The 24,578-nt window shown below is 72.6% G+C and carries 14 protein-coding genes; 5 read left to right on the forward strand and 9 right to left on the reverse strand.

The genetic code is table 11. The features are described from left to right. Nucleotides 1-55: 55 nt before the first annotated feature. Both ACFVVO_RS02425 and ACFVVO_RS02430 read left to right on the forward strand, forming a co-directional pair. Nucleotides 56-1,087, forward strand: coding sequence for an ATP-binding cassette domain-containing protein (locus tag ACFVVO_RS02425; RefSeq protein ID WP_390051094.1), 1,032 nt, complete (start codon nucleotides 56-58; stop codon nucleotides 1,085-1,087). Further along, entirely contained in the window at nucleotides 1,084-1,935 is an 852-nt protein-coding gene (locus tag ACFVVO_RS02430; protein WP_390051095.1) for an ABC transporter permease, read from the forward strand. The genes ACFVVO_RS02425 and ACFVVO_RS02430 overlap by 4 nt, the downstream gene beginning before the upstream one ends. An 81-nt stretch (nucleotides 1,936-2,016) precedes the next feature. Here the strand turns inward: ACFVVO_RS02430 and greA are convergent, their stop codons facing one another. Further along, nucleotides 2,017-2,517, reverse strand: coding sequence for a transcription elongation factor GreA (greA, locus tag ACFVVO_RS02435; protein WP_390051096.1), 501 nt, complete (start codon nucleotides 2,515-2,517; stop codon nucleotides 2,017-2,019). A 161-nt stretch (nucleotides 2,518-2,678) separates the two neighbouring features. Further along, nucleotides 2,679-3,077, reverse strand: coding sequence for a DUF4307 domain-containing protein (locus tag ACFVVO_RS02440; RefSeq protein ID WP_390051097.1), 399 nt, complete (start codon nucleotides 3,075-3,077; stop codon nucleotides 2,679-2,681). A gap of 101 nt (nucleotides 3,078-3,178) precedes the next feature. On the opposite strand from ACFVVO_RS02440, the gene mca reads away from it, so the two are divergent. Further along, nucleotides 3,179-4,060, forward strand: a complete 882-nt coding sequence (gene mca, locus ACFVVO_RS02445) for a mycothiol conjugate amidase Mca (protein ID WP_390051098.1) — start codon at nucleotides 3,179-3,181, stop codon at nucleotides 4,058-4,060. Beyond that, the gene (locus ACFVVO_RS02450) at nucleotides 4,053-4,286 is read left to right on the forward strand and encodes a hypothetical protein (RefSeq protein WP_390051099.1); all 234 of its coding nucleotides are present in this window, start codon (nucleotides 4,053-4,055) and stop codon (nucleotides 4,284-4,286) included. Before mca ends, ACFVVO_RS02450 begins: the two co-directional genes overlap by 8 nt. A 15-nt stretch (nucleotides 4,287-4,301) precedes the next feature. Here ACFVVO_RS02450 and ACFVVO_RS02455 read toward each other — a convergent pair whose 3' ends face one another. Then, on the reverse strand, nucleotides 4,302-7,505 hold the full coding sequence (locus tag ACFVVO_RS02455) for a tetratricopeptide repeat protein (RefSeq protein WP_390051100.1): 3,204 nt from the start codon (nucleotides 7,503-7,505) through the stop codon (nucleotides 4,302-4,304). A gap of 281 nt (nucleotides 7,506-7,786) precedes the next feature. Here ACFVVO_RS02455 and ACFVVO_RS02460 point away from each other — a divergent pair, with 281 nt between their 5' ends. Next, a complete protein-coding gene (locus ACFVVO_RS02460; RefSeq protein WP_390051101.1) occupies nucleotides 7,787-8,872 on the forward strand; it encodes a branched-chain amino acid aminotransferase in 1,086 nt (361 codons plus the stop codon). Between the two features lie 96 nt (nucleotides 8,873-8,968). On the opposite strand, the gene ACFVVO_RS02465 is transcribed toward ACFVVO_RS02460, so the two are convergent. The 6 genes from ACFVVO_RS02465 to ACFVVO_RS02490 form a co-directional block, all read right to left on the reverse strand. Beyond that, nucleotides 8,969-11,236, reverse strand: coding sequence for a Sir2 family NAD-dependent protein deacetylase (locus tag ACFVVO_RS02465; RefSeq protein WP_390051102.1), 2,268 nt, complete (start codon nucleotides 11,234-11,236; stop codon nucleotides 8,969-8,971). A 55-nt stretch (nucleotides 11,237-11,291) separates the two neighbouring features. Next, nucleotides 11,292-15,242: an amino acid adenylation domain-containing protein gene (locus ACFVVO_RS02470; RefSeq protein WP_390051103.1), complete on the reverse strand. Its 3,951-nt coding sequence runs from the start codon at nucleotides 15,240-15,242 to the stop codon at nucleotides 11,292-11,294. Between the two features lie 19 nt (nucleotides 15,243-15,261). Beyond that, entirely contained in the window at nucleotides 15,262-21,639 is a 6,378-nt protein-coding gene (locus tag ACFVVO_RS02475) for an amino acid adenylation domain-containing protein (protein WP_390051104.1), read from the reverse strand. Between the two features lie 105 nt (nucleotides 21,640-21,744). Then, complete coding sequence (locus tag ACFVVO_RS02480) at nucleotides 21,745-22,422, reverse strand: TIGR00730 family Rossman fold protein (protein WP_390051105.1); 678 nt, start codon at nucleotides 22,420-22,422, stop codon at nucleotides 21,745-21,747. 41 nt (nucleotides 22,423-22,463) lie between these two features. Then, entirely contained in the window at nucleotides 22,464-23,204 is a 741-nt protein-coding gene (locus ACFVVO_RS02485) for an alpha/beta hydrolase (RefSeq protein ID WP_390051106.1), read from the reverse strand. A gap of 61 nt (nucleotides 23,205-23,265) precedes the next feature. After that, the gene (locus ACFVVO_RS02490) at nucleotides 23,266-24,555 is read right to left on the reverse strand and encodes an MFS transporter (protein WP_390051107.1); all 1,290 of its coding nucleotides are present in this window, start codon (nucleotides 24,553-24,555) and stop codon (nucleotides 23,266-23,268) included. Nucleotides 24,556-24,578: the final 23 nt, after the last annotated feature.

A 24,578-nucleotide genomic window follows, 5' to 3' on the forward strand; every position in this document is an offset into this window, starting at 1 on the left:
GGCGAGCGCGCGAACCTAGCCTTTCCGAAGCATCCCCAACGACGTGGAGACCCACATGCCAGGCGCCATCTATGCCGAAGGCCTGGTGAAGACCTTCGGCGACGTAAGGGCACTGGACGGCGTAGACCTCGATGTCCCCGAGGGCACCGTCCTCGGCCTGCTCGGGCCGAACGGCGCCGGCAAGACGACGGCGGTCCGCTGTCTGACGACACTGCTGCGGCCCGACAGCGGACGGGCCGTCGTGGCGGGCGTGGACGTCCTCAAGGACCCCGACGCCGTACGCCGCTCCATCGGCCTGTCCGGGCAGTTCGCCGCGGTCGACGAGTACCTGACCGGCCGGGAGAACCTGCAGATGGTCGGTCAGCTCTACCAGATGAGGGGCAAGGCGGCCCGGCAGCGCGCGGTCGAGCTGCTGGAGCAGTTCCATCTCACGGACGCCGCCGACCGCCCCGCCAAGACCTACTCCGGAGGCATGCGCCGCAGGCTCGACCTCGCCGCCGCGCTGGTCGTCTCACCGCCCGTGATGTTCATGGACGAGCCGACCACCGGCCTCGACCCGCGCAACCGGCAGCAGCTCTGGGGGGTCATCAAGCAGCTGGTGTCCGGTGGCACGACCCTGCTGCTGACCACGCAGTACCTGGAGGAGGCCGACCACCTCGCCCACGACATAGCGGTCGTCGACCACGGCCGGGTCATCGCCAAGGGCACCTCCGACCAGCTCAAGGCCCGCACCGGCGGCGAGCGCGTCGAGGTCGTCGTGCACGAGCGCGAGCACATCGGCACCGCCGCCGAGGTGCTGCGCGGCTTCGGCAAGGGCGACACCACGGTCGAGGAGCACACCCGCAAGCTCACGGTGCCCGTCACCGGCGGCGCCAAGCTGCTCGCCGAGGTCATCCGGGAGCTGGACAGCCGCGGGATCGAGATGGACGACATCGGACTGCGCCGCCCCACCCTCGACGACGTCTTCCTGTCCCTGACCGGACACGTGGCCGAGGCCGAGGAGTCCGCCGGGAACGACCGGTCCGGCAAGGGCAGCAAGGGCAGCAAGGGCAGCAAGGGCGCCAAGGGCAAGGAGACCGTGAAATGAGTGCCGTGACCGAAGCCGCGCCCCTCGCGGCCCCCGGCAACCCCGTCGGCCGGTCCGTCCGTGACTCGCTGATCGTCGCCAAGCGCAATCTGATCCGCATGTGCCGGATCCCCGAGATGGTCATCTTCGGACTGATCCAGCCGATCATGTTCGTGGTGCTGTTCACCTATGTGTTCGGCGGCTCGATCCAGGTCGGCGGCTCCAGCTCCACGCAGGCCTACCGCGAGTTCCTGATGGCGGGCATCTTCGCGCAGACCGTCACGTTCGCCACGGCCGGCGCCGGGGCGGGCATCGCCGACGACATGCACAAGGGCCTCATCGACCGCTTCCGCTCCCTGCCCATGGCACGCGGCGCGGTGCTGACCGGGCGGACCCTCGCGGACCTGGTCCAGACGGCGCTCACCCTGCTCGTCCTCGCCGTGGTGGCGCTGCTGGTCGGCTGGCGTACGCACGAGAACCTCGGCAAGGTGCTCGCCGGATTCGGCCTGCTCCTGCTGCTCGGTTACGCGTTCTCCTGGATCGGCGCGCTCATCGGCCTCTCCGTACGCACCCCCGAGGCGGCCACCTCGGGCGGCCTGATCTGGCTGTTCCCGCTGACGTTCATCTCGAACGCGTTCGTGGACGCGAACAAGATGCCGCCGTTCCTTCGGCACATCGCGGAGTGGAACCCGTTCAGCGCCACCGTGCAGGCGTGCCGTGAGCTGTTCGGCAACTTCCCCCCGGGCTACCGGACCCCGGATGCCTGGCCCATGCAGCACTCCGTGTGGGTCTCGCTGATCTGGTCGATCCTGATCACCGTGGCCTTCCGCACGCTCGCGGTCCGCAAGTACCGCTCGGCCACCGCGTGACGGCGGCCACCGCGTGAGGGCATGAAGACGCCCCCGGTGTCCTGGGACGCCGGGGGCGCGACATGAACCCGGTTCGGTGGATCAGCCCGAGTACGGCTCGGCCTTCAGGATCCGCACCGAGGCCTTCTTGCCGTTCGGCAGCTCGTACTGCGCGTCCTCGCCGACCTTGTGGCCCATGACGCCGGAGCCGAGCGGCGACTGCGGCGAGTACGTCTCGACATCCGCGCTCGCGTACTCGCGGGAGGCGAGCAGGAACGTCATCGTGTCGTCCTCGTCACCGTCGAAGGCGATCGTGACGACCATGCCCGGCGCAACGGCACCGTCCGGGGAGGCCGGAGCCTCGCCCACCTGGGCGTTCTCCAGAAGCTGGGTCAGCTGGCGCACACGGAGCTCCTGCTTGCCCTGCTCCTCCTTGGCAGCGTGGTACCCGCCGTTCTCGCGCAGGTCGCCCTCCTCGCGCGCGGCCGCGATCTTGGCGGCGATCTCCGTGCGCGCAGGACCAGTAAGGTACTCAAGCTCGTCCTTGAGCTTGTTGTACGCCTCCTGGGTCAGCCAGGTGACGTTCTCGCTGGTCTGGGTCACAGGGTGCTCCTCGTCGGTACTGGGAAATACAAAGCATCGCCCTACCCAGAAGAATGTTCCCTCTTGGAAGGGCGAAACCACGAGCCTAACAATTCAATGGCGGAAGGGGGAGGACATAAGCCATCAGAATCACATCGAGGCAGGTCACGGCCTGCGCCTGGTCAGTCGGCGTGGCAGCCGAGCAGCTCGGCCGTCGTACCCCTGGCCGTCGTACGGAGCGTGACGACCTTGTCGGTGCGCGTGGCCGGGCCGGTGAAGCGGAAGTCCGCCCGTCCCACCTCGGCGCCCTCGGCCGACTGGGAGCGCAGGGTGCAGTAGCCGGAGGCACCGGCGTCCTTGTGCACCTCGAGATGCACCCGGACCGCGTCGTCGGAGGCCTTGAAGGTGATCACCTGGGCGCTGATCTCGTTCTGCGCGATGTAGTGGTAGGCGAAGTAGCCGATCAGGGCGAGAAGGACCACACCCAGCAGCGATCCGGCGACCTTGAGCTTGCGGTCGGCACGCTCGTCCGAGGAGCGGCCGTAGCGGCCCTCGGGCAGCCGCGTGCTCGCCGTACCCATGATCGTCCTCTCCGCGGAATTAATCGCCCCCCGATTCCGTCACTATAGAAGCCTGCGATTGCGCCGAAGACACGGGGCGCCGACTTACCGAGGATTGAGTCTTGACTGACCAGCTGCGACTGATGGCCGTTCACGCGCACCCCGACGACGAGTCGAGCAAGGGCGCGGCCACCATGGCGAAGTACGTGGCCGAGGGGGTGGACGTGCTGGTGGTGACCTGCACCGGTGGCGAGCGCGGGTCCATCCTCAACCCCAAGCTGCAGGGTGACACCTACATCGAGGAAAACATCCACGAGGTGCGCAAGAAGGAGATGGACGAGGCCCGGGAGATCCTCGGCGTCCGGCAGGAGTGGCTGGGCTTCGTCGACTCCGGCCTGCCCGAGGGCGACCCGCTGCCGCCACTCCCCGAGGGCTGCTTCGCCCTGGAGGACGTCGACAAGGCGGCCGGTGAGCTGGTGAAGCAGATCCGCTCCTTCCGTCCGCAGGTGATCACCACCTACGACGAGAACGGCGGCTATCCGCACCCCGACCACATCATGACCCACAAGATCTCGATGGTGGCGTTCGAGGGCGCGGCGGACGCCGAGAAGTACCCGGAGGCCGAGTACGGCCCCGTTCACCAGCCGCGGAAGCTCTACTACAACCAGGGCTTCAACCGCCCCCGCACCGAGGCCCTGCACCACGCGATGCTCGACCGCGGCCTGGAGTCGCCGTACGGGGACTGGCTCAAGCGCTGGAAGGAGTTCGAGCGCGTCGAGCGCACGCTGACCACGCACGTCCCGTGCGCGGACTTCTTCGAGGTCCGTGACAAGGCGCTGATCGCCCACGCCACCCAGATCGACCCCGACGGCGGCTGGTTCCGGGTGCCGATGGACCTGCAGAAGGAGGTCTGGCCGACGGAGGAGTACGAGCTGGCGAAGTCTCTCGTCGACACCTCCCTCCCCGAGGACGACCTCTTCGCGGGCATCCGGGACAATGCCTGACATGAGCGCAAGCCTGGCACTGACGCATCTCGTCCCCCTCGCCAAGGAGGTCGACGAGAACAAGGTCACCCCCGGCGTCCTCGGCTTCATCGTGTTCGCGGTGATGGCCGTGGCCGTGTGGGGCCTGATGAAGTCGATGAGCAAGCAGATGCAGAAGGTCGACTTCAAGGAGGCCCCCGACACCGGGGCCGAGGAGAAGACCGAATCCAAGGCGCCGCAGGGCTGACCCCGGAGGCCCCAGCTAGCTCCGCGCCGGAACCGCCACTCCCATCACCTCCCGGGCGTGGCGGTCCGGGGTCATGCGCAGACGCCAGGCCTGCCAGCCCGCCTCCAGGCTCACGCCCCGCTCCAGCAGCAGGGCGTAGGCCGGCACCCACTCGTCCAGCTTCTCGTCCCGCAGCGGATGCGAGGCGCGGGTGAGCTGGGCCAGCTCCTCCTGGGCGACCGCCGTGCCCACCTCCACCCCGCCCGGCGCCGCGTACGGCAGCAGGGTGCAGCGCAGGAACCGCGCCCAGTCCTCACCGCGGCGGTCGCCGTAGGACGTGAACAGGGTCAGCGCCTCGTCGCACAGCGCCAGCGCCTGCTGGATCCGGGCGTTGCCCGCGTCCACCACCGCCAGCTCCAGACAGGTCCAGGCCTCGCCGTGGGCGACGCCGATGCGCTGGAAGTCGGCGCGGGCGTCGACGAGCAACTGCCGGGCGAAGCCCGAGTTGCGCAGCGAGCCGGTCTGCGCGGCCCGCTGGTCCCGGGTGACCCGCGCCGAGTGGTGCCGGGCGCAGGCCAGACCGTAGACGTCCCGCATCCGGGAGAACATCTGCCGGGACCGCTCGAGCTCCCGGACCGCCTGGTCCAGTTCCCCCGTCTCCTCCAGCGCCTGCCCGAGGTGGAACAGCGTCCAGGCCTCGCCGCGCGCGTCCTCGTTCTCCCGGTGCCGCGCCGCCGCGCGGCGGAGGTCCTCCACCGCGGGACCGGCGTCCCCGTCGACCAGCCGGGCCCGGGCGAGCTGGGTCAGCGCCCAGGCCTCGCCGCGCGCGTCGTGCGTCTGGCCGTAGCGCTCCAGGGCGGCCCGCAGCTCCGTCTCCGCCTTCGGCACGTCCCCCATGCGCAGCGCGAGCTGGCCGAGCTGGAAGTGCGCCCACGCCTCCCCGTGCAGGGAGCCGCCCTGCCGGTGCAGGACCAGGGAGCGGGTGAGCAGGTCCAGGGCCTCCGGCAGCCGGGCCCGGTCGCGCTGCACCGCCGCCAGCGCGTGCATCGTCCAGGCCCGGTCGGTCGCCAGCTCCTCGGCCGTCTGCAGGTCCAGGGCCTCCTGCAGCCGGGCCGCGGCCTCGGTGAGGTTGCCCTGGTGGTGCAGGGTGATCCCGAGGGAGCACAGCGCGCGGGCTGCGCCCGCGTCCTGGTGGGCCTCCCGGTAGAGGTCGACCACGGAGGCCAGCGTGGTGCGCGCCTTGTCCAGCTCGCCGAGCTGCCGGGCCGCGATACCGGTGCGCCACTGCACGGAGCGCATCAGCAGGCCCTCGTCCACGGCCTGCGCCAGCTCGCTGATCTCACCGAGGCGGTAGAGGTCACCGCGCAGCAGGCAGTAGTCGCACAGGGCGCCGAGCAGGTTCTGCACGGCGGCCTGGTCCACGCCCTCGGCGTGGCGCAGTGCGGCCGTGATGAAGCTGGACTCGTCGTCCAGCCAGCGCAGCGCCTCGTCCAGCGAGGTGAAGCCGTGCGCGCCGAACTGGTTCGAGCGCGTCGACATGTTGCCGTCGACCAGGCGCAGTACCGAGTCGGCCAGCTCCGCGTAGTTCACGATCAGCCGCTCCTGCGCGGCCGTCCGCTCGGCCGGGTCCTCCTCGTCCAGCAGCCGCGCCTGGGCGAAGGCCCGCACCAGGTCGTGCAGCCGGTAGCGGCTGCCGCGCACATGGTCGATCAGGCCGGCGTCCGCGAGGGCCGCCAGATGCCGGGTGGCCTCCGGCTCGTCGGTGGCCAGCAGGGCGGCGGCCGCCGCCGCGCCGAGCGAGGCCCGGCCGGCCAGCGCCAGCCTGCGCAGCAGCCGGCGCGGGGTGTCCGGCTGGTCGGTGTAGCGCAGCCACAGCGCCCGCTCCACCGGCTCGACCGGGCCGTACGCGCCGAGGTCCGAGGCGAGCTGCCGGGGTGAACGCGGGCCGAGCGAGGAGCCGGCGACGCGCAGCGCCAGCGGCAGCCCCCCGCACAACTGGCGTACCCGGTCGGCGGATTCCGCGTCGTACGGCCCCGAGGCGTCCTGCGCCGTCGCTCCCAGCAGTTCCTCGGCGCCCGCCGCGTCCAGCTCCCGCACCGGCAGGTGGTGCACCCAGGCGCCGAGCTCCGCGGGCAGCTCGAGCGGGGTGCGGGCGGTGACCAGCACCAGGCTGTCGGAGTGCTCGGGCACCAGGGCGCGCACCTGCTCCGGGTCCGAGGCGTCGTCCAGCACGATCGTCACCGGAAGGCCGGTCAGATGCCGGTGATACAGCTCGGACAGCCGCTTGACCTGCTGGTCGGGGGAGGAGCGCTCGCGGAACAGCAACTGCTCGCGGGGCGCGCCGAGCCGGTTCAGCAGATGCAGCAGCGCGTCCCGGACGGGCAGCGGCGGCTCGTCCCGGCTGCCGCCGCGCAGGTCCACGACGACCGCCCCGCGGAAGTGATCCCTCAGGTCGTGCGCCGCGCGGACCGCGAGCGTCGTGCGGCCCGAGCCGGGCTCGCCGTGCAGCACGACCACCGTCGGCCGGGTCTCGGTGGCCGCCCGGGCCGCCTGCGCCCACTGCCTGATCCGCGCCAGCTCCGGCCGGCGCCCCGCGAACGGCCCGTCCGGCTCGGGCAGTTGCCCGAAGGACTGCTCCAGCACCGTGCGCCTGCGGGCCGCCGCGCTCTTGTCGGCGCCGCGCAGCGCCGGACCGGTCTTCTTCTTCGGCCCGGTGGAGGCGGTGAGCACCCGCTGCTGGTCGAGGAACGGGCGGATGCCGCGCACCTCAAGCGCGGTCAGCCACTGCAGCCGTAGCTGCTCCGGGCCCCCGGGCTGACCGGCCTCGCCCGCCCGGTGATGGGCGGCCGGCAGATGGGAGCCGGCCACCTTCACCACCGTCGCGGCGGCGCCCACCACGCCCACGGTGACGCCCGTGCCGACGGCCGTGCCGGCGCCGGTGCCCAGGGACAGGTCGGCGACGGCGGCGGCCACCGCGGCGACGCCGGCCACCAGCAACGCCGTCCCGGCGCCCTCGCGGGCGTAGCGCTGGCCGAAGGTGAGCCGGCCGGCGTCGGCCTCGTCGAGCGCGCGGACGTAGTTCTCGTACTCCTCGGCGGCATGCTGCGCCATGGTGTCCAGCGAGCCGCGCGCCCGCGACAGCAGCAGCTGCCCGTCGGTCCGGCCGCCGGAGCGCCGTACCTCCTCGTCCACGGCCCGCGCCAGCAGCCGCTCGGCCTCGGTCCGATGGCCGTCCCGCATGTCCCGTCCCCCTGTCGGCGGCAACTCCGTTACCTACGAGTGTCCTTCGGGGAGGGCGGGTTGGCGAGGGGGCGACGATCAGCGGATGGGTGCGGATTTCGGGACAACTCCCTTGTGAGCAGCCCGTTTCCGCGGTCATGACGGCGTGCTTTCCTCACCCGTACGCGGTGGCTGTGCGCGATAATCACACGGGGGCCGCGACATGCGGGAAAGGCTCGGACGTCCCGCGGCGCACGGCCTGGGCGCGGTCCGTCACACACGACGGTGAAGGACTGGCACTCATGACGACGCCCACGATCGAGCTCAAGCCCTCCGCGAACCCGCGGTCCGACGCGGAGCGCGAGGCGATTCTGGCCGGCCCCGGGTACGGCCGGTACTTCACCGACCACATGGTGACGGTCAAGTGGACGAGGGGCCGGGGCTGGCACGACGCCGAGCTGGTCCCGTACGCGCCGCTGACCATCGACCCGGCGAACAAGACCCTGCACTACTCGCAGACGATCTTCGAGGGGTTCAAGGCGTACCGCCTGCCCGACGGCACCGTGGCCACCTTCCGCCCCGGGGCCAACGCGGAGCGCTTCCAGGCCTCGGCCCGCCGCATGGCCATGCCGGAGCTGCCCACCGAGCTGTTCCTCGCCGCGTGCGACGCGCTGGTCCAGCAGGACCGCGCCTGGGTGCCCGGCTCCGCCGAGGCCGCCCTGTACCTGCGGCCCTTCATGATCGCCACCGAGGTCGGGCTGGGCGTCCGGCCGGCCGACGAGTTCCTCTTCATCGTGATCGCCTCGCCCGTCGGCGCCTACTTCCCCGGCGGCGTCAAGCCGGTCTCCGTCTGGATCTCCGAGGACTACGTCCGTGCCGCCAAGGGCGGCACCGGCGCCGCGAAGACCGGCGGCAACTACGCCGCCTCGCTGGTCGCCCAGGCCGAGGCCGCCGAGCACGGCTGCGACCAGGTGGTCTGGCTGGACGCGGCCGAGCACCGCTGGGTGGAGGAAATGGGCGCCATGAACATGTACTTCGTGTACGGCGACCGGGTCGTCACCCCCGAGCTCACCGGCTCCATGCTGCCCGGTATCACCCGTGACTCGCTGCTGACCATCGCCCGCGACCTCGGCCTCACCGCAGAGGAGGGCCGGATCTCCACCGAGGACTGGCGGCGGGACGCGGAGAACGGCACCCTGACCGAGGTCTTCGCCTGCGGCACCGCGGCGGTCATCACCCCGGTCGGCACGGTCAAGTCCCGGGGCGCCGGGTGGACTCACGGCACCGGCGAGCCAGGCGAGGTCACCATGCGTCTGCGCAAGGCGCTGCTCGACCTCCAGACCGGCCGGGCGGAGGACGCCCACGGCTGGCTGCACCGGCACGGCTGAGCGCACACGCGCAGGCCCGCCCCCGCCTGCGTCGGCGGGGGCGGGCCTGCGTGTCCTCGGCGGGCGCGGGACCTCAGCGCCCCGCCGCCTCTTCCGTCACCGGGTCAGCTCGGTGGCCCGGTGCAGCGCCCGCTCGGCCCGGGCCAGGTGGCCGTCCTGCTGCTCCAGCGCGCCGGCGATCTCCACCGCCCGGCGGGCCGCGCTCAGCGACTGCTCGGCGCGGCCCAGGTCGGCCTGGCGCTCGGCCAGTTCGATGAGCGTCTTGGTGAGGCCGCGCAGCCCGTTCTGGGTCTGCGCCCGCCGCTCGTAGGCGTCCACCAGGCTCTCCGCGAGCAGCACCGGGAACTCGCCGAACACCGTCACGCCCGCCGGTACGGCGTCCAGCAGGTCGGCGGGCAGGGCGGGGTTCTTCTCGGCCAGCGCGGTCAGCGCCTCGGCCAGCGGGGCCGGGTAGCCGCGGGTCAGCGCCACCTCGACCGCCGCGGGCGAGACACCCGGCAGCAGCGAAAGCAGCTCGGTCAGACGCCGGCGGACCTGCGGACGGGTGTCCGCGGCGCGGGCCAGCACGGTCAGCACGCGCCGGTCCTGGTCCTCGGTGGTCTCCATCAGCGCGCCGAGCAGGAACCGGGGCGTGGCGACCTCGGCGACCAGATCCTCGTCCAGCGCGTCGGGCAGCGACTCGCTCCAGTAGGCGGACCCCTCGGCGACCGGCGGGTACATCTCGCACAGCCACCGCGCGACCCGGACCCGCAACTCCGGGTCCTCCAGCGCCTGTACGTGCCCGAGGGCGGCGAGGGCCGCCTCCTCGTCGGCGGCGCCGCACAGCACGGCGGTGGCCGCCGCACCGGCCACCACGCCGGCCGGCAGCTCCAGCCCGTGCGCGTTCGCGGCGGCCCGCAGATACGCCAGTTCCCGCTGGAGCAGCAGCCCCTCGTCCTGTCCGTCCGCACCGGGGGACGGCGCCAGTGCCCTGGCGAGCACCGCGGCCTGGAGGGCTCCGGGCAGCGGCGGCACGTCCTGGGGCGGGACGGCCACGGGGGAGGGGTCGCCGAGGGCGGCCGCGTAGTCCTGCGCGGCCTCGCGCACGGCGTCGGCGTGACCCGGCTCCGCCGCGTCGGGAGCCCCGAGCTCCTCGTACGTGTCCGCCGTCGGCCGGGGCCCGTCCGTGCGGGCGAGCAGCAGCAGGCGGACCGGCGCGCCGGACTCGCGCGCCGCCGCCTCGGCCTGGATCCGGGTCACCTGTTCGCCGCGGGTCTCGGCGCTCTCCACGACCACCAGCAGCGGCCGCTCCGTGGCGGGAAGGCCCGCGCCCGGTGCCGGGAACGCGACGTCCCAGTCGCCCGACTCGGCCAGCCGGTCGGCGAGTTCGAGGGCGAGGCGGGACTTGCCGCTCCCGGCCGGGCCCGACACCAGATGGGTCCGGGTGCCGGTGCCCGCACACCACTGGGCGAGCCGCTCCAGCTCGGCGGCCCGCGAACGGAACCGCGCGGTCCGGGCATCCGCGCGCAGCAGCACGCTGGGACGCGCCGCCGGCGCCGCGGCCTCCTCCCCGGCGGCGGCCTCCTCACGGGTGACGGCACCCGAGGCGGCGGCCCGCAGCTGCGCCGCGATGCGCGGCAGCGCCTCGCCCAGCGGGTCCCGGATGATGTCGGTGGCGATGGCGTCGTAGGGCGTGGGATCCCAGTTGACGATGACCAGGGTCGCCCCGGCGTTCACCGCGCTCGCGCACAGCGAGCCCGCGGGCTCGACGGTGAGCGTCGTCCCCACGGCGAGGATCAGGTCGCACGAGGTGACGGCCTCCTCGGCCCGGACGAACGTCTCCGGGGACATGGTCTGCCCGAACATGGTGCTGGCGGTCTTCTGGATGCCGCCGCACTCCGGGCACGGCGGAGTGGCCTCGCCGGCCTCGATCCTCGCCAGCACGTCCGTGGTCGGCGACCGGCGCCCGCACGCGACGCACTGGGTGGTGCGCATCGTGCCGTGCAGCTCGAAGACCCGGTCCGCGGGCGTACCGGCGAGCTGGTGCAGACCGTCGGTGTTCTGCGTCACGACGGTCGTGTCGATGCCCGACTCCCCGAGCGCGGCCACCGCGCGGTGGCCGGCGTTGGGCTCGGCTCCCCAGACGGGGTGCTCGTAGCGCGTCTTCCAGTAGCTGACCCGGAGTTCGGGGTCGGCCATGAAGGCCTGGTAGGTGTGCTTCGTCTGGAGTCCCGGGCTCAGGGTCCAGACACCGGAGGGACCGCGGAAGTCCTGGATGCCGGAGTCGGTGGAGATACCGGCCCCGCTGAACACCACGAGCCGGCGGACACCGTAGGCCCAGTCGGGGATGTCGCCGGGCAACTGGTCGGTCGAGGGTGTCGTCATGAGGGCCTCCAAGAAGTATCGGCGCGGTCGGCCACGGCCGCCGAACGGTGCGCCATCAGTGCACGGCGCTTTCGCCGGTGAACCGCGCCAGGGCGCCGACGCCCTCGCGCATGGCGACCACCAGCCGGTCGGCCAGGTCGCCCACCCGCGGTTCCGCGAGCAGACTGCGGTGGTCACCCGGGGTCGTCAGCACCACGAGCGGGCCCTCGACCTTGGCGCTCCAGCCCAGGTCCGGCGTGGTGTGCGGGGCGTCCTCGCCCCGGATCACCATCGCGCTGCCCCGGTACGGTTCGAGCGTGCCGTCGCGGTACTCCAGCAGCGCCTTGGCGTGCCGGCGGTAGAGGTCCACCAGGCGCCGCAGGTCGTCCACGCTGCCCACGTCGGGGCGCGCGAGGTGGCCCTCGGCGAGCGACAGCGCGTGGGCCAGCCGCCGTTCGGCGGGGACCCGCTGGAGCTCGGCCAGGGTGATCGGGAGCTGGTTGGCGAACGCGCCGAGGATCGCGGCCGCGTCGTCGTCGACCCACTCCGGGGGTACGGGGTCGGCGATGCTGGAGTCGATCAGCGCGAGCGTCTCCACGTGTCCCCCCTCCTCCCGCACCCGGCGCGCCATGGCGTAGGCCACGGCACCGCCCATGCACCAGCCGCCGAAGCGGTACGGCCCCTCGGGCTGCACGGCGCGCACCACGTCCAGGTAGTGCTCCGCTATGGCCTCGATGGTCGTGGGCCGCGGCCCGTCGGGAGCCACGTGGTCGAAGGCCTGTATTCCGTAGGCGGGTTGGTCCGCCGGGAGGGCGTCGGTCAGCGCACCGTAGCAGAACACCGTGCCGCCCAGCGGATGGATCAGGAACAGCGGCCGCTGGTCCGAGCCCGGCGCCTCACGCAGCGGGACGAGGATCGAACTCTCGTCCTCGCGGCCCGCGTCGATGCCCTCCGCGAGCGAGGCGACCGTGGCGCCGGTGAGCAGGCTCGCCAGCGGAACCTCGTGGCCGGTGGCCTCCTTGATCCGCAGGACGATGCGGAGCGCGGCGATGGAGTGCCCGCCCAGGTCCCGGAAGGAGTCGGTGGCGCCCACCGTGTCCAGTCCGAGCTCCTCCGCCCACAGGCCGGCGACCATCAGCTCGGTCTCGGTGGAGGGCTCGACGATCCGCCCGGCGGCGGTGCCGCTGCGGTCCGGGTCGGGCAGTGCCGCCCGGTCGATCTTGCCGTTCGGGGTCAGCGGGTACGCGTCGAGCCACACGTACGCCGCGGGCACCATGTAGTCCGGCACGTGGGCCGCCACCAGCGCGCGCAGCTCCTGCGGGGCGGCCGCCCCGGCGCCCGGGGCGGCGACCAGGTAGGCGACGAGCTGGTGTTCGCCGCGCCGGTCCGGGCGCGGGGTGACGACGACCTGGCCGACCGCCGCGTGCGCGGCGAGCACCGACTCGATCTCGCCGAGTTCGATCCGGAACCCGCGGATCTTGACCTGGTGGTCGTTGCGGCCGATGAAGTCCAGCCGGCCGTCCGGCCGCCAGCGCACGGTGTCACCCGTGCGGAACAGCCGGGCGCCAGCGGGGCCGAAGGGGTCGGCCACGAAGCGCACCGACGTCAGGGCGGCCTGCCCGCGGTAGCCGCGGGCCACGCCCTCGCCGCCGATGTACAGCTCGCCCGGCACCCCCACCGGCACCGGACGCAGGGTGTCGTCCAGGACGTAGACCTGGGTGTTGGCGAGCGGCGTACCGATGGTCACCGGCTCGTCGGCGCGCACGGCCCGGAGGCAGGACCAGATGGTGGTCTCCGTCGGCCCGTACGCGTTCCACACCGACCCCAGGCGCTCGGCGAGCTGCCGCGCGAGGTCCCCGGGCAGCGCCTCCCCGCCGCTGATCGCCCGGACACCGGGCTCCGTGCCGAGGCCGGCGTCCACGAGCATGCGCCAGGCCGAGGGGGTGGCCTGCACGATCGTGGCCCGCCGCACCTCGGCGACCAGCGCGGCCCCGTGCGCGGCGTCGTCCTCCAGGACGCGCAGCTCGGCGCCGACGAGCAGCGGGGCGAAGACCTCGAGTCCGGCGATGTCGAAGGACAGGGAGGTGAGTGCCAGCCAGCGGTCCCCGGCCGTGAGACCGGTCTCGGAAATCATCGAGTGCAGCAGGTTCACCAGCGCGCGGTGCGGGATCTGGACGCCCTTCGGCCGGCCCGTCGAACCGGACGTGTAGATCACATAGGCCAGGTCCTCCGCCCGCAGGCCCGGGTCCACGGCGTCGTCCGCGCCCTCGTCCAGGGTGTCCGGCGCGATCGTCAGCACGGTCGCCGCGGACTCGGGCGGCCGGGTGCCGGGATCGACGAGCACGACCGGCGCCTGCGCGTCGGCCAGCATGTACGCCAGCCGGTCGGCCGGGTACTCCGGGTCCAGCGGCAGATAGGCGCCGCCGGCCGAGAGCACGGCCAGCAGCGCGGTGATCAGGTCCGCCGAGCGCCGCATGCACACGCCGACGATCACCCCGGGGCCGACGCCCTGCTCGCGCAGCCGCCGGGCCAGCCGGTTCACCCGCCGGTACAGCTCCGCGTACGTCAGCTCCCGGTCCCCGGCGCGCAGCGCGACCCGGTCGGGGTGGCGGGCGGCGGTCTCCGCGAGCAGCGCGGGCAGGGGCCGGTCCAGGGGGAGTTCGGCGGCGGTGCCGTTCCACTCCCGCAGCTGCCGGGTGGTCTCCGCCGCGGTCAGCAGCGGCGTGCCCGAGACGGACGCGCCGGGGTCCTCCACCATGGCCCGGAGCGCCGCGGTGTAGTAACCGCCGATGGCCTCCATCTGCTCCGCGGAGAACTCCGCCGCGTTGTGGTTGATGCCCAGGCCGAGCTCGCCGGTGCCCGGGTCGGCGCCGAAGTTGGCGGTGAAGGACAGGTTGGTCTGCTCGAAGAAGTCCGTCTCGTCGACCGTCAGATGGGTCAGCGACATACCGCCGTAGCTCCGCATGGCCCGGTAGTCGACCAGCGTCTCGAAGAGCGTGTCCCGGTTCAGGTCGCGCTGCATCTGGACCAGCGGATAGCGCCGGTGGACGAGCGCCTCGCCCTCCGCCCGGTGCACCTGCCGGGCCAGGTCGCGCCAGCTCGTCCCGTCCGTGTCCACGACCAGCGGGGTGCTGTTGAGGAACAGGCCGATCACCCGCTCCCCGTCGGCCGTCTCCGGGCGGCAGTTGGCGACGCGGCCGGTGAGCACCCGGCGCTGTCCCGAGAGCCGGGCGACGACCGCGGCGTGCGCGGCGTACAGCGCGGCCTTCGTCGCCACCCGCGAGTCCGCGGCGAAGCCCTTGATCCGCTCGGTCAGTTCGGCCCCGAAGGCCACCCGGTGCACCCGCGCGGACCGCTCCGCCGCGGCGCCCGTACGGCCGCCGCCGCCCCAGCGCGGCAGCTCGAGCACCTCGGTGTCCTCGAGGAGCCGGGCCCAGTAGTCGCGGGCCGCGCCGTCCGCCAGCGCCTTGCGCTCCAGCAGCACGTAGTCACGGAACCGGGTGCCGAGTTGGGGCACCCGGGGTGCGTGACCGGACAGTGCCCGGTCGTACTCCGACAGCAGCGAGGAGGTCAGCAGCGACAGGCTCCAGCCGTCGAGGATCGCGTGGTGGAAGCTCAGGTGGAGCCAGAACGCGGTGCCGCTCACCACCTGGGCGTGCACCCGCAGCAGCGGGGCGGTGCCCAGGTCGAACGGCCGGGCCTTCTCGGCCGCCCGCCACGCGGTCAGCCGCTCCTGTTGCTCCGCCGTGCCCAGTGCGGACAGGTCCTCGACGGTCAGCGGAGGCTCGACGGCGTCGTGCACGAGCTGCATGGGCTCGCTGAACCGGGTCAGCTCCACACTGCTGCGCAGGATGTCGTGGCCGGCCAGCAGCGCGGCCAGCGCGCCGCGCAGCAGGCTCTCGTCGAACGGTCCGGAGATCCGCAGACTGGACAGATCGTGGTAGGTGGAACCCGCCGGGTCCAGATGGCTGTGGTACAGCATCCCGGACTGCAGCCGCGTGAGCGGGTAAGCATCTTGAATCGCCATGGTGTTCAGCTCCTGCCGGTCACGCTTCACGCAGTCGGGCGAGGTCCTCTTGGGACAAGAGGGAGAACTCGCCGACGCTTTCGGGCACAGGACTGTCTTCGGTCTCCTCGCGGGCGGCCCCGCGGTGGTGCGCGGCGAGGGCGGCGACGGTGGGGGTCTGGAACATGTCCTCGACGGTGAAGCCGAAGCCACGCTGCCGGGCCCGGCCCACCACCGCGATCACATGCATGGAGTCGCCGCCGAGCTGGAAGAAGTCGTCGTCCGCGCCGACGCCGTCGACACCCAGGGCCTCTTCCCACAGGGCCGCGAGCATCCGCTCCGGCTCCGTGGCCGGAACCCGCGAGGCCGCCTCGCGCTCGATCACGGGCTCGGGCAGCGCCTTCGCGTCGATCTTCCCGCTGGAGGACACCGGGAAGGCGTCGAGCGCGACCACGGCCACCGGCACCATGTACCGGGGCAGCAACGAGGCCGCCAGCGCCAGCAGTTCGGCGGCCGGCGGCGGCACCTGGCCGGCCGGCGCGGTGACGTAGGCGATCAGGCGCCGGTCGCCCGGCCTGTCCTCGCGGACCAGGACCCGTGCCTGCTCGACCTGGTCGTGCCGCCCGAGCACCTGCTCGATCTCGCCCAGCTCGATGCGGAATCCGCGCACCTTCACCTGGTCGTCGCGCCGGCCCAGGAACTCCAGCCGGCCGCCGGGCAGCCACCGCGCGCGGTCGCCGGTGCGGTACATCCGGGTGCCGGCCGGGCCGTACGGGGCGGCGACGAACCGCTCGGCGGTCAGCGCGGCACGCCCCTGGTAGCCGCGGGCCAGACCCTCGCCCGCGAGGTACAGCTCGCCCGCCACCCCGATCGGGGCCGGGGCGAGACGGTCGTCCAGGACGTGCGCCCGGGTGTTGGCGATCGGCGCGCCGATGGGCACCAGCGCCGAGTCGTCGTCGGGCTCGCAGGTCCAGGCCGTGACGTCCACGGACGCCTCGGTCGGGCCGTAGAGGTTCTCCAGCCGCGCGTCGAGGGTGCGCAGGCACAGCCGCGCGACGTCGGCCGGCAGCGCCTCGCCGCTGCACACCACCAGCCGCAGTGCGGTCAGCCGCGCCGCGTCCGGGGTGTCCAGGAACGCCCTGAGCATGACGGGTACGAAGTGGCAGACGGTCACGCCGGTATCGGCCATCAGCCGGGCCAGGTACTCCGGCTCGCGGTGCCGCCGCGGGGCGGCCAGGACCAGGCAGGCCCCGTTCATCAGCGGCCAGAACAGCTCCCACACCGAGACGTCGAAGCTGATCGGCGTCTTGTGCAGCACGCGGTCTCGGGCCGTCAGGCCGTACGACTCCTGCATCCACAGCAGCCGGTTGACGATGCCGCGGTGCGGGATCTGGACGCCCTTGGGCGCGCCCGTCGAGCCGGAGGTGTAGATCACGTACGCGAGGTCGCCCGGGCGGGCCGACGGATCCGGTCCCCGCTCGGCGCTCTCGCGGCCCACGGGCAGCTCCACGCAGCCCTCTGAGGCGAACGTTCCCGCGGGTTCGGCCGTGAGGACGACCGGTGCCGCGCTCGTGCGCACCATCGTCCGCAGCCGCTCCACCGGGTGGTCCGGCTCCAGCGGCAGATAGGCGCCGCCGGCCTTGTGCACGGCGAGCAGCGCCACCATGAGCTCCACGGAGCGGTGCAGATGCACGCCGACGACCACGTCCGGTCCCACACCGGTCTCGCGCAGCCGCAGCGCCAGCCCGTTGGCCCGGCCGTCGAGCTCGGCGTAGCTCAGCACCTCGTCCTCGAACCGGACGGCCGGCGCGTCGGGGGTGCGGCGCACCTGCTCGGCGATGATCTCGGGGAGCGTGCGGTCGAGGTCGTAGGGCGTGGCCGTCCCGTTCCAGCGCGTCAGCCGCTCGTGCTCGGCCTCGCCCGCTAGCCGCAGCCGGCCCAGCGGGACGGCCGGGTCGGCCGCGACCTGGGCAAGAACGTTCAGCAGATGGCCGGTCAGACGGTCGACGGTGGCCTCGTCGAAGAGGTCGAGGTCGTAGTCGAGCATGCCGACCAGGCCGTCGTCGCCCTGGGTGAAGCGCAGGCTGATGTCGCACTGCGCGCGGGCCTCGGTGCTGACGAGCGCCTCGACCTCGTGGCCGGGCAGCCGCAGCGGCACCTCGGGGACGTTCTGCAGGGCGAACAGCACCTGGTAGAGCGGGTTGCGGCTGAGGTCGTGGTCGGGCGCGAGCTCGGCGACCAGGCGCTCGAACGGCGCCTGCTGGTGGTCGAAGGCCGCCAGCGCCATGTCCTTGACCCGCGTGAGCAGTTCCGCGAACGACGGCCGGCCGCCGGTGTCCACCCGCATCAGCACCGTGTTGAGGAAGCAGCCGACGGACCGTTCGAAGTCGGAACGGGGCCGGAACGCCACCGGGGTGCCGACCAGCACCTCCCGCTCCCCGGCGTGCCGCGCGAGCACCACGCCGAAGGCGGACAGCAGCGTCATGAACAGGGTCGCGCCGGACTCCCGGCCGGCCTTCTCCAGGCCCGCCACCACCTCGTCGGGCACCGTGAGACGCCGGCGGGCACCCCGGTGCGCCTGCACCGCGGGCCGGGGCCGGTCGGTGGGCAGTTCCAGCACGGTCGGGACGCCGGCCAGCCGCTCCTTCCACCAGTCCACCAGGCGGTCCTGCTCACCGCTGTCCAGGAAGACGCGCTCCCACTCGACCAGGTCGGCGAACTGGGCGGCCGGGGCCCCGCAGGCCCCGGGCCCGTCGGCGAAGATCCGCGACAGGTCCTCGAAGAAGACACCGGCGGACCAGCCGTCGAAGACGATGTGGTGCACGGTGAAGACGAGCAGCCGTTCCTCGTCGCCGAGACGCACCACCAGGCAGCGCATCAGCGGCGCCACCGAGAGGTCGAAGGGCCGGCGCGTCTCACCGGCCGCGTAGGCGAGGCCCACCTCCTCGGCGTCGGCGCGGTCACCGAGGTCGACGACGTCGACCAGCACCCGGGCGCCGGGCAGGACCTCCTGCACGGGCTCCCCGTCCACCATGGTGAACCGGGTGCGCAGCGCGCCGTGCCGGGCGACCACGCCGTCGAGCGCGGTCTGCAGCGCCGCCGTGTCGAGGTCGCCGCGCACCCGCAGCAGCGCCGACATGTTGTACGCGACGTCGCCGGGCTGCACCTGGTCCACGAACCACAGGCGGCGCTGGACCAGCGACAGACCGTGGGAGCCGTCGCCGCTCACCGGGACCGGCAGCGGCTCCGCCTCGGCGGGCTCGGGCACGCCGTTCTCGACGAGGGCGAGGAATCCGGTGATGGTCGGGTTCTCGAACACCTCGCGCAGGCTCAGCCTGACCCCGTAGGTCTCCTTGATCCTGGACAGCAGCCGGGTGAGCAGCAGCGAGTGGCCGCCGAGGGCGAAGAAGTCGTCCTCGACGCCGATCCCGACGAGGTCCAGCACGTCCTCCCACAGCCCGGCCATCCGCCGCTCGTCCTCGGTGGCCGGCGGGCGGGAGTGCTCGCTCTGCTCCCACTCGTGGCTGGGGGAGGGCAGGGCCGCGCGGTCGATCTTCGCGTTGGCGTTCAGCGGGAAGCCGGGCAGGACGACGAAGGCCGAGGGCACCATGGGCTTGGGCAGCGCGGCGGCGGCCAGGGTGCGCAGTTCGGCCCCGGTCACCGTGCCGGGCTGCGCCGTCACATAGGCCACCAGCCGCCGGTCGCCGGGGCGGTCCTCGCGCACCATCACCAGGGCCTGGCTCACGCTCTCGTGCCCGACCAGGACGCCCTCGATGTCGCCGGGCTCGATGCGGTGGCCGCGCAGCTTGATCTGGTGGTCGACGCGGCCGACGAACTCGGCGCAGCCGTCGCCGAGATACCGGATGCGGTCACCGGTGTGGTAGACGCGGTCCTCCGGGTCGCCGGTCCACGGGCTGGTGGTGAAGCCGCCCGCGATCCCGTTCAGATAGCTGGCGAGATAGGGCGTGCGCACCACCAGTTCGCCGACCTCGCCCTCGGCGCAGAGCTCGCCGGCGGGGTTCACGAACAGGATCTGCACACCGGTGATGCCCGGCCCGATCGGCGCCTTCGACAGGAACGGCCGTACGTTGTCGGGGGATTCGGCGTCGCGCAGTGACAGCGAGGAGATCACCTGGGGCGTCTCGGTCGCCCCGTAGATGTTGATCAGGCCGCAGTGCGGTGCCATCGCCGCCCAGGCGGTGGCCGTGTGGCGGCGCAGCACGTCGCCGTTGATGCCGACCAGGCGCATCGCCGGCAGCGTGCCGCCGGGCGGCATGGCCGCGGCGAGCTCATGGGCGTAGGGCGGCGTGAGGTGGACGACGGTCGCGCCGATCTCGCCGAGCCAGCGGGTGGTGGGGGCGAAGTCGAGGCGGTCGTGGACCGGGAAGCAGGACCGGCCGCCGACCCACATGGGGGTCAGCAGGTCACGCATCAGCACCTCGTAGCCGAGGCCGGCGAGGACCGCGAACCGGTCGTCGGGGCCGAGGTTCTGCGAGCGCTCGTACCAGTCGAGGAAGTGCGTCACCGCGTCGTGCTTGGTGACCACGCACTTCGGCACGCCGGTGGAACCCGAGGTGAACACCGCGTAGATGGCGTCGTCCGGGGAGATCTGGATGCCCGGCGGGTCGCCGGGCAGGTCGGCCCAGGCCCCGGCGTCGTCGAGGCGGATCGTTCCGGCGCCCTCCGGCATCGCCGCCAGCACCTCGTCGGGCAGGGCGTCACAGCCCCGCGTGAGCATCAGCGCCCTCGGGGCGCTGACCCGCATGCACTGGACGAGACGGCCGGGCGGCAGCGTCGAGTCGATGATCACGAACGGCGCGGCGCACTTCAGCGCGGCCAGCATCGCGATCTGGGTGGACGGATCGCGCTTGATGACGATGCCCACCATGTCGCCGCGTCCGACCCCGGACGCGCGCAGCCGGCGGGCGAGTTCGTTGGCCGCCCGGTCCAGCTCCCGGTAGGTCCAGGTCTCGTCCTTGTACGTGATGGCGACCCGGTCCGGCGCGCAGTCCACGTGCTTGGTGAAGCGCTCGACGATGGACTCGTGCCAGTCGGGGGTGAGCGGCTCGTACGGGTCGGGCAGCAGCTCGCGGCTCTCCCGCGAGAGCAGCGGGTAACCGAGGACGGAGCGGTGCGGATTACGGCTCACCTGCGCCAGCAGCTCGGCGGTCTGGTCCAGCAGCCAGCCGATCCGGGTCTCGGTGAACAGGTCGGCGTCGTAGACCAGGTCGAGGTCCAGGCGGCCGGCGGCGGACTTCACGTAGAGGGTGAGGTCGAACTTGGCCGCCTCCTCCTCGTTCGGCACGTGCTCGGTCTCGCAGCCCGGGAACGAGGGCAGCCGGGGCTCCGGCTCGAAGTTGACGAGGACCTGGACGAGCGGATTGCGGCTGAGGTCGTGGTCCGGCGAGAGCTCGGCGACCAGGCGCTCGAACGGCGCCTCCTGGTGGTCGAAGGCCGCGAGGGACATGTCCTTGACGCGGCCGAGCAGCTCCGCGAAGGACGGCTGCCCCGCGGTGTCCACACGCATCACCACGGTGTTGAGGAAGCAGCCCACCGCCCGCTCGAACTCCGACCGCGGCCGGAACGCCACCGGCGTGCCGATCAGCACCTCCTCCTGCCCGGCGTGCCGCGCGAGCACCACGCCGAAGGCGGACAGCAGGGTCATGAACATCGTCGCGCCCGCGGTCCTGCTCACCTTCTCCAGGCCCGCGACCACGTCCTGGGGCACGCTCAGCCGCCTGCGCGCGCCCCGGTGCGCCTGCACCGCCGGGCGCGGCCGGTCGGTCACCAGCTCCAGAACCGTGGGCGCCCCGGCGAGCCGCTCCTTCCACCAGGCCACCAGACGGTCCTGCTCGCCGCTCTCGCGCGCCGTCCGCTCCCACTCGACCAGGTCCAGGTACTGCGCGGCCGGCGCGCCGAGGGCGCCCGGGTCCGCGCCGAACAACTGCGACAGCTCCTCGAAGAAGACGCCGGCGGACCAGCCGTCGAAGACGATGTGGTGGATGGTGAAGACGACCAGCTGGTCCTCGTCGCCCAGCCGTACCACCGAACACCGCAGCAGCGGAGCCGTGGTCAGGTCGAACGGCCGGCGTGCCTCGCCCATGGCGTGGGCCCGTCCGACCGCCTCGGCGTCGGGCTGGTCACGCATGTCCACCACGTCGACCAGCACCCGGGCGCCGGGCAGGACCTCCTGCACGGGCTCCCCGTCCACCACCGTGAACCGGGTGCGCAGCGCCCCGTGCCGGGCCACCACGCCGTCGAGCGCGGTCTGCAGCGCCGCCGTGTCGAGCGAGCCGCGCACCCGCAGCACCACCGGCATGTTGTACGCGATGTCACCCGGCTGCACCTGGTCGACGAACCACAGACGCCGCTGGATGGAGGAGAGCTCACTGAACGGGCCGGACACTGACTTACCCATACTCAACCTTGTCGATCTCGTGGATGCTCATGGCTTCGGTGACGGGGGGCCGGGACACATGTCGGGGCGCCGACCGGTCGCCCGGCCGACGCCCCGCGGCGCACGTCAGGCGGTGGCGCCCGCGCGGTCGGCGGGGATGCCCTTGTCCGCCAGCGCGAGGGCGTCCTCGACGCTGTCCGCGATGGCGACCTGGGACATGATCGAAGGACTGACCAGGCCGGTGCGCACCAGGTGTTCGGTCATGAACCGCAGCCAGGCGTCCCAGAGCTGGACCCCGTCGGGCTGCATCAGGATCACGGGGAACGGGCGGTGCTGGTCGGTGTCCTGGTGGACCAGGACGTCGTACAGCTCGTCGAGCGTTCCGACGCCGCCGGGGAAGACGAACAGCGCGTCGATGTCGTGCGTGAGCAGCAGCTTGCGCAGTGCGAAGGTGCCCACCGTGATGGACCGGCTGGGGTCGAGCACGGTGTCGGGCACCTCCCCGGCGATCTCGATCCGGACCGCCCTGGACAGCAGCTCCCCGCTGCCGTCCCGGACCGCCTGCATGATGCCGGGACCGCCGCCCGTCACGGCCGCCCAGCCACGCTGCGCGACCGCGGCACCGAGGCTCCGGGCCAGCTCGTAGGACGGATCGCCGGGCTTGGTGCGTGCGGAGCCGAACACCGTGACGATGCGCTCCTGCCCCAGGGAGCGGGAGGCCCGGCTCCAGGTCCGGGCGGTCTCCACCTCCGCGGCCAGGGACCGCAGCGCCGTTTCGAGGTGTCCTTCGGGCTGTTCCTTCATCCCCTTGTCCCTTCTTCCTGTTGCTCGAGGGCCCGAAGCGGCTACTTGACCAGGGCCTCGCGCACGAGGTTCAGGGCTCGGTGCACGGCCTCGCGCGACTCCTCGGTGTGGTCGACGATGTCGAACCCGTGGTGACCGTTGGGCACGTCGATGATGGTCAGCTCGACCTGGTGCTCCTCCGCCGCGGCGACGAACTTCTCCACGGTCTCGGCGACCAGCGGGGCCTCCAGGCCGACGCGGGTCAGCACGATCTGCGGCACGTCACCGTGCTCGGCCACCGCGAGGGACGGCTCGAAGCGGGGCTCGAGCTCCATGTGCGGCCGGGAGCCGAGCGCCGGGTAGGTCGCCGCCATGACGCGCAGCCACTCCGGCGGCGTGCGCAGGTAGTCGGAGATCAGCGGGCTGCCGCCGCAGAAGAACCAGATCGCGATCCGGTCCGAGTCGACCCGCTCGTCCGCGCGGACCTGCTCGATCGCCTCCTTGAGGGCGTCGGCGGCACCGGGGAACTGGTCCCACTCGTGCAGCGGGAGCTGGAGGGGCGCGGCCACCAGGCCGTTGGCGGCCAGCAGGTTGCCGTAGCCGCGGTAGACCGGCCACTCGCGCGGGTTGATCCACTCCGCCTCCGCAGGCAGCGGGCCGCCGCACACGAAGACGACCGCCGGCAGCGGACCCTCGGCCGCCGGGGGCACGTAGAGGTCCACGCGGCCGTTGCGCTCGGGCTGGATGGGCTCCGGCTCCAGGACAAAGGCGCCGTTCACGAAGTACGGGACGTCGTCACTCATGATCCACTCTCAGTTCTTCTACGGGGGAAGGGACAGGCGGGCCGGTGGACGCGGTACCGCGTCATGCGTCCAGGGCCTCGGGGAGCTCTCGGCCGATCTTCCGCAGCGCCGAGAAGAGGAAGAGGCACGACGCCGCGATCATCCCGATGGTGATGATGAACAGGCCCTTGCGCAGGCCCAGTTCCTCACCGAGGACACCGCCGACGAAGGAACCGAGCGGCACCGAGCCGACACCGAGGAAGCGGTGGGTCGCCATGACCCGGCCGAGCATCCGGTCCGGCGTGATCGACTGCCGGATGCCCGCCAGCGTCACACCGAACGTCATGCTGAGCGCGCTGTACACGAAGTTCAGCAGGATCAGCGTGCCCACCGTGAGGAAGCCGTTGCCGTGCAGTAGCGACACCCCGAGCAGGAACACGCAGCTCACGATCGCGCTGGTGTTCAGCACCAGGCCGTAGCCGAACCGCTTCGGCAGCCGAGAGGAGAGCAGCGCGCCCACCAGCAGACCGGGGCCCGAGGCCGCGAGCGCGAGGCCGATCTCGTAGCTGGACAGCTTCAGCTCGATGGGCATGTACACGAGGTACATGGCGAGGTAGCCGGCGTAGCAGAAGTTGAACATGGCCGCGATCAGCACGACGGAGCGCAGGATCGCGTTGCCGAAGACCAGCTTGAAGCCCTCGCCGATCTGCCGCAGCGGCTTCACGGGCTCCGTGCTCGGCGTCGGCTTCGGCTCCGGCCTGCGGATCAGCCAGATCCCCGAGGCGGAGATCAGATAGAACACCACGCAGGCGATCAGCGCGTTGGCCGGCGAGAACCAGGCGACGAAGAGGCCGCCGAGCGCGGGACCGGCGATCAGCGCGGCCGAACGCGCGGTCTCCAGATGGCTGTTGCCCGCGGGGATCTGGTCCCGCTCCACCACCCGGGGCAGATACGCCTGCGAGCCCACGTCGAACAGCACCATGCAGGTACCGATCAGGAACGCGGTGATGTAGAGCGCCGAGAGCCCGAGCTGGTGCATCGAGTAGGCGAGCGGGATCAGTGCCAGGGCGGCCGCACGGCCGAGGTCCGCCGCGATCAGCATGTTGCGGCGGCGCCACCGGTCGACGACGACACCCACGAAGAGCACGAACAGCGGATAGGGCAGTTGCCCGACGGTGCGCATGACACCGACGTCGAACGAGGACGCGCCCACGGTGAGCACGGCCACCAGCGGTATGGCGACGTCACCGATCTGCCCGCCGAAGTTGGATGCGGTGTTGCCGACCATGAGCCAGCGGAAGTCCCTGTCACGCAGGGGGCTGCGCGGCGGCGCCTTGGCCGCCGGCTCCGCGAGCGACTCGTCCGTAGTCAATTGCTGTCCTTTCGCCGCGGCCC

The sequence above is a fragment of the Streptomyces sp. NPDC058145 genome (assembly GCF_042884245.1).
Taxonomy (GTDB): domain Bacteria; phylum Actinomycetota; class Actinomycetes; order Streptomycetales; family Streptomycetaceae; genus Streptomyces.

Coding starts and splice junctions, on each gene's coding strand:
- ACFVVO_RS02425 (WP_390051094.1), top strand. CDS start 56: ATGCCAGGCGCCATCTATGCCGAAGGCCTGGTGAAGACCTTCGGCGAC.
- ACFVVO_RS02430 (WP_390051095.1), top strand. CDS start 1,084: ATGAGTGCCGTGACCGAAGCCGCGCCCCTCGCGGCCCCCGGCAACCCC.
- ACFVVO_RS02440 (WP_390051097.1), bottom strand. CDS start 3,077: ATGGGTACGGCGAGCACGCGGCTGCCCGAGGGCCGCTACGGCCGCTCC.
- ACFVVO_RS02450 (WP_390051099.1), top strand. CDS start 4,053: ATGCCTGACATGAGCGCAAGCCTGGCACTGACGCATCTCGTCCCCCTC.
- ACFVVO_RS02455 (WP_390051100.1), bottom strand. CDS start 7,505: ATGCGGGACGGCCATCGGACCGAGGCCGAGCGGCTGCTGGCGCGGGCC.
- ACFVVO_RS02460 (WP_390051101.1), top strand. CDS start 7,787: ATGACGACGCCCACGATCGAGCTCAAGCCCTCCGCGAACCCGCGGTCC.
- ACFVVO_RS02465 (WP_390051102.1), bottom strand. CDS start 11,236: ATGACGACACCCTCGACCGACCAGTTGCCCGGCGACATCCCCGACTGG.
- ACFVVO_RS02470 (WP_390051103.1), bottom strand. CDS start 15,242: ATGGCGATTCAAGATGCTTACCCGCTCACGCGGCTGCAGTCCGGGATG.
- ACFVVO_RS02475 (WP_390051104.1), bottom strand. CDS start 21,639: ATGGGTAAGTCAGTGTCCGGCCCGTTCAGTGAGCTCTCCTCCATCCAG.
- ACFVVO_RS02480 (WP_390051105.1), bottom strand. CDS start 22,422: ATGAAGGAACAGCCCGAAGGACACCTCGAAACGGCGCTGCGGTCCCTG.
- ACFVVO_RS02485 (WP_390051106.1), bottom strand. CDS start 23,204: ATGAGTGACGACGTCCCGTACTTCGTGAACGGCGCCTTTGTCCTGGAG.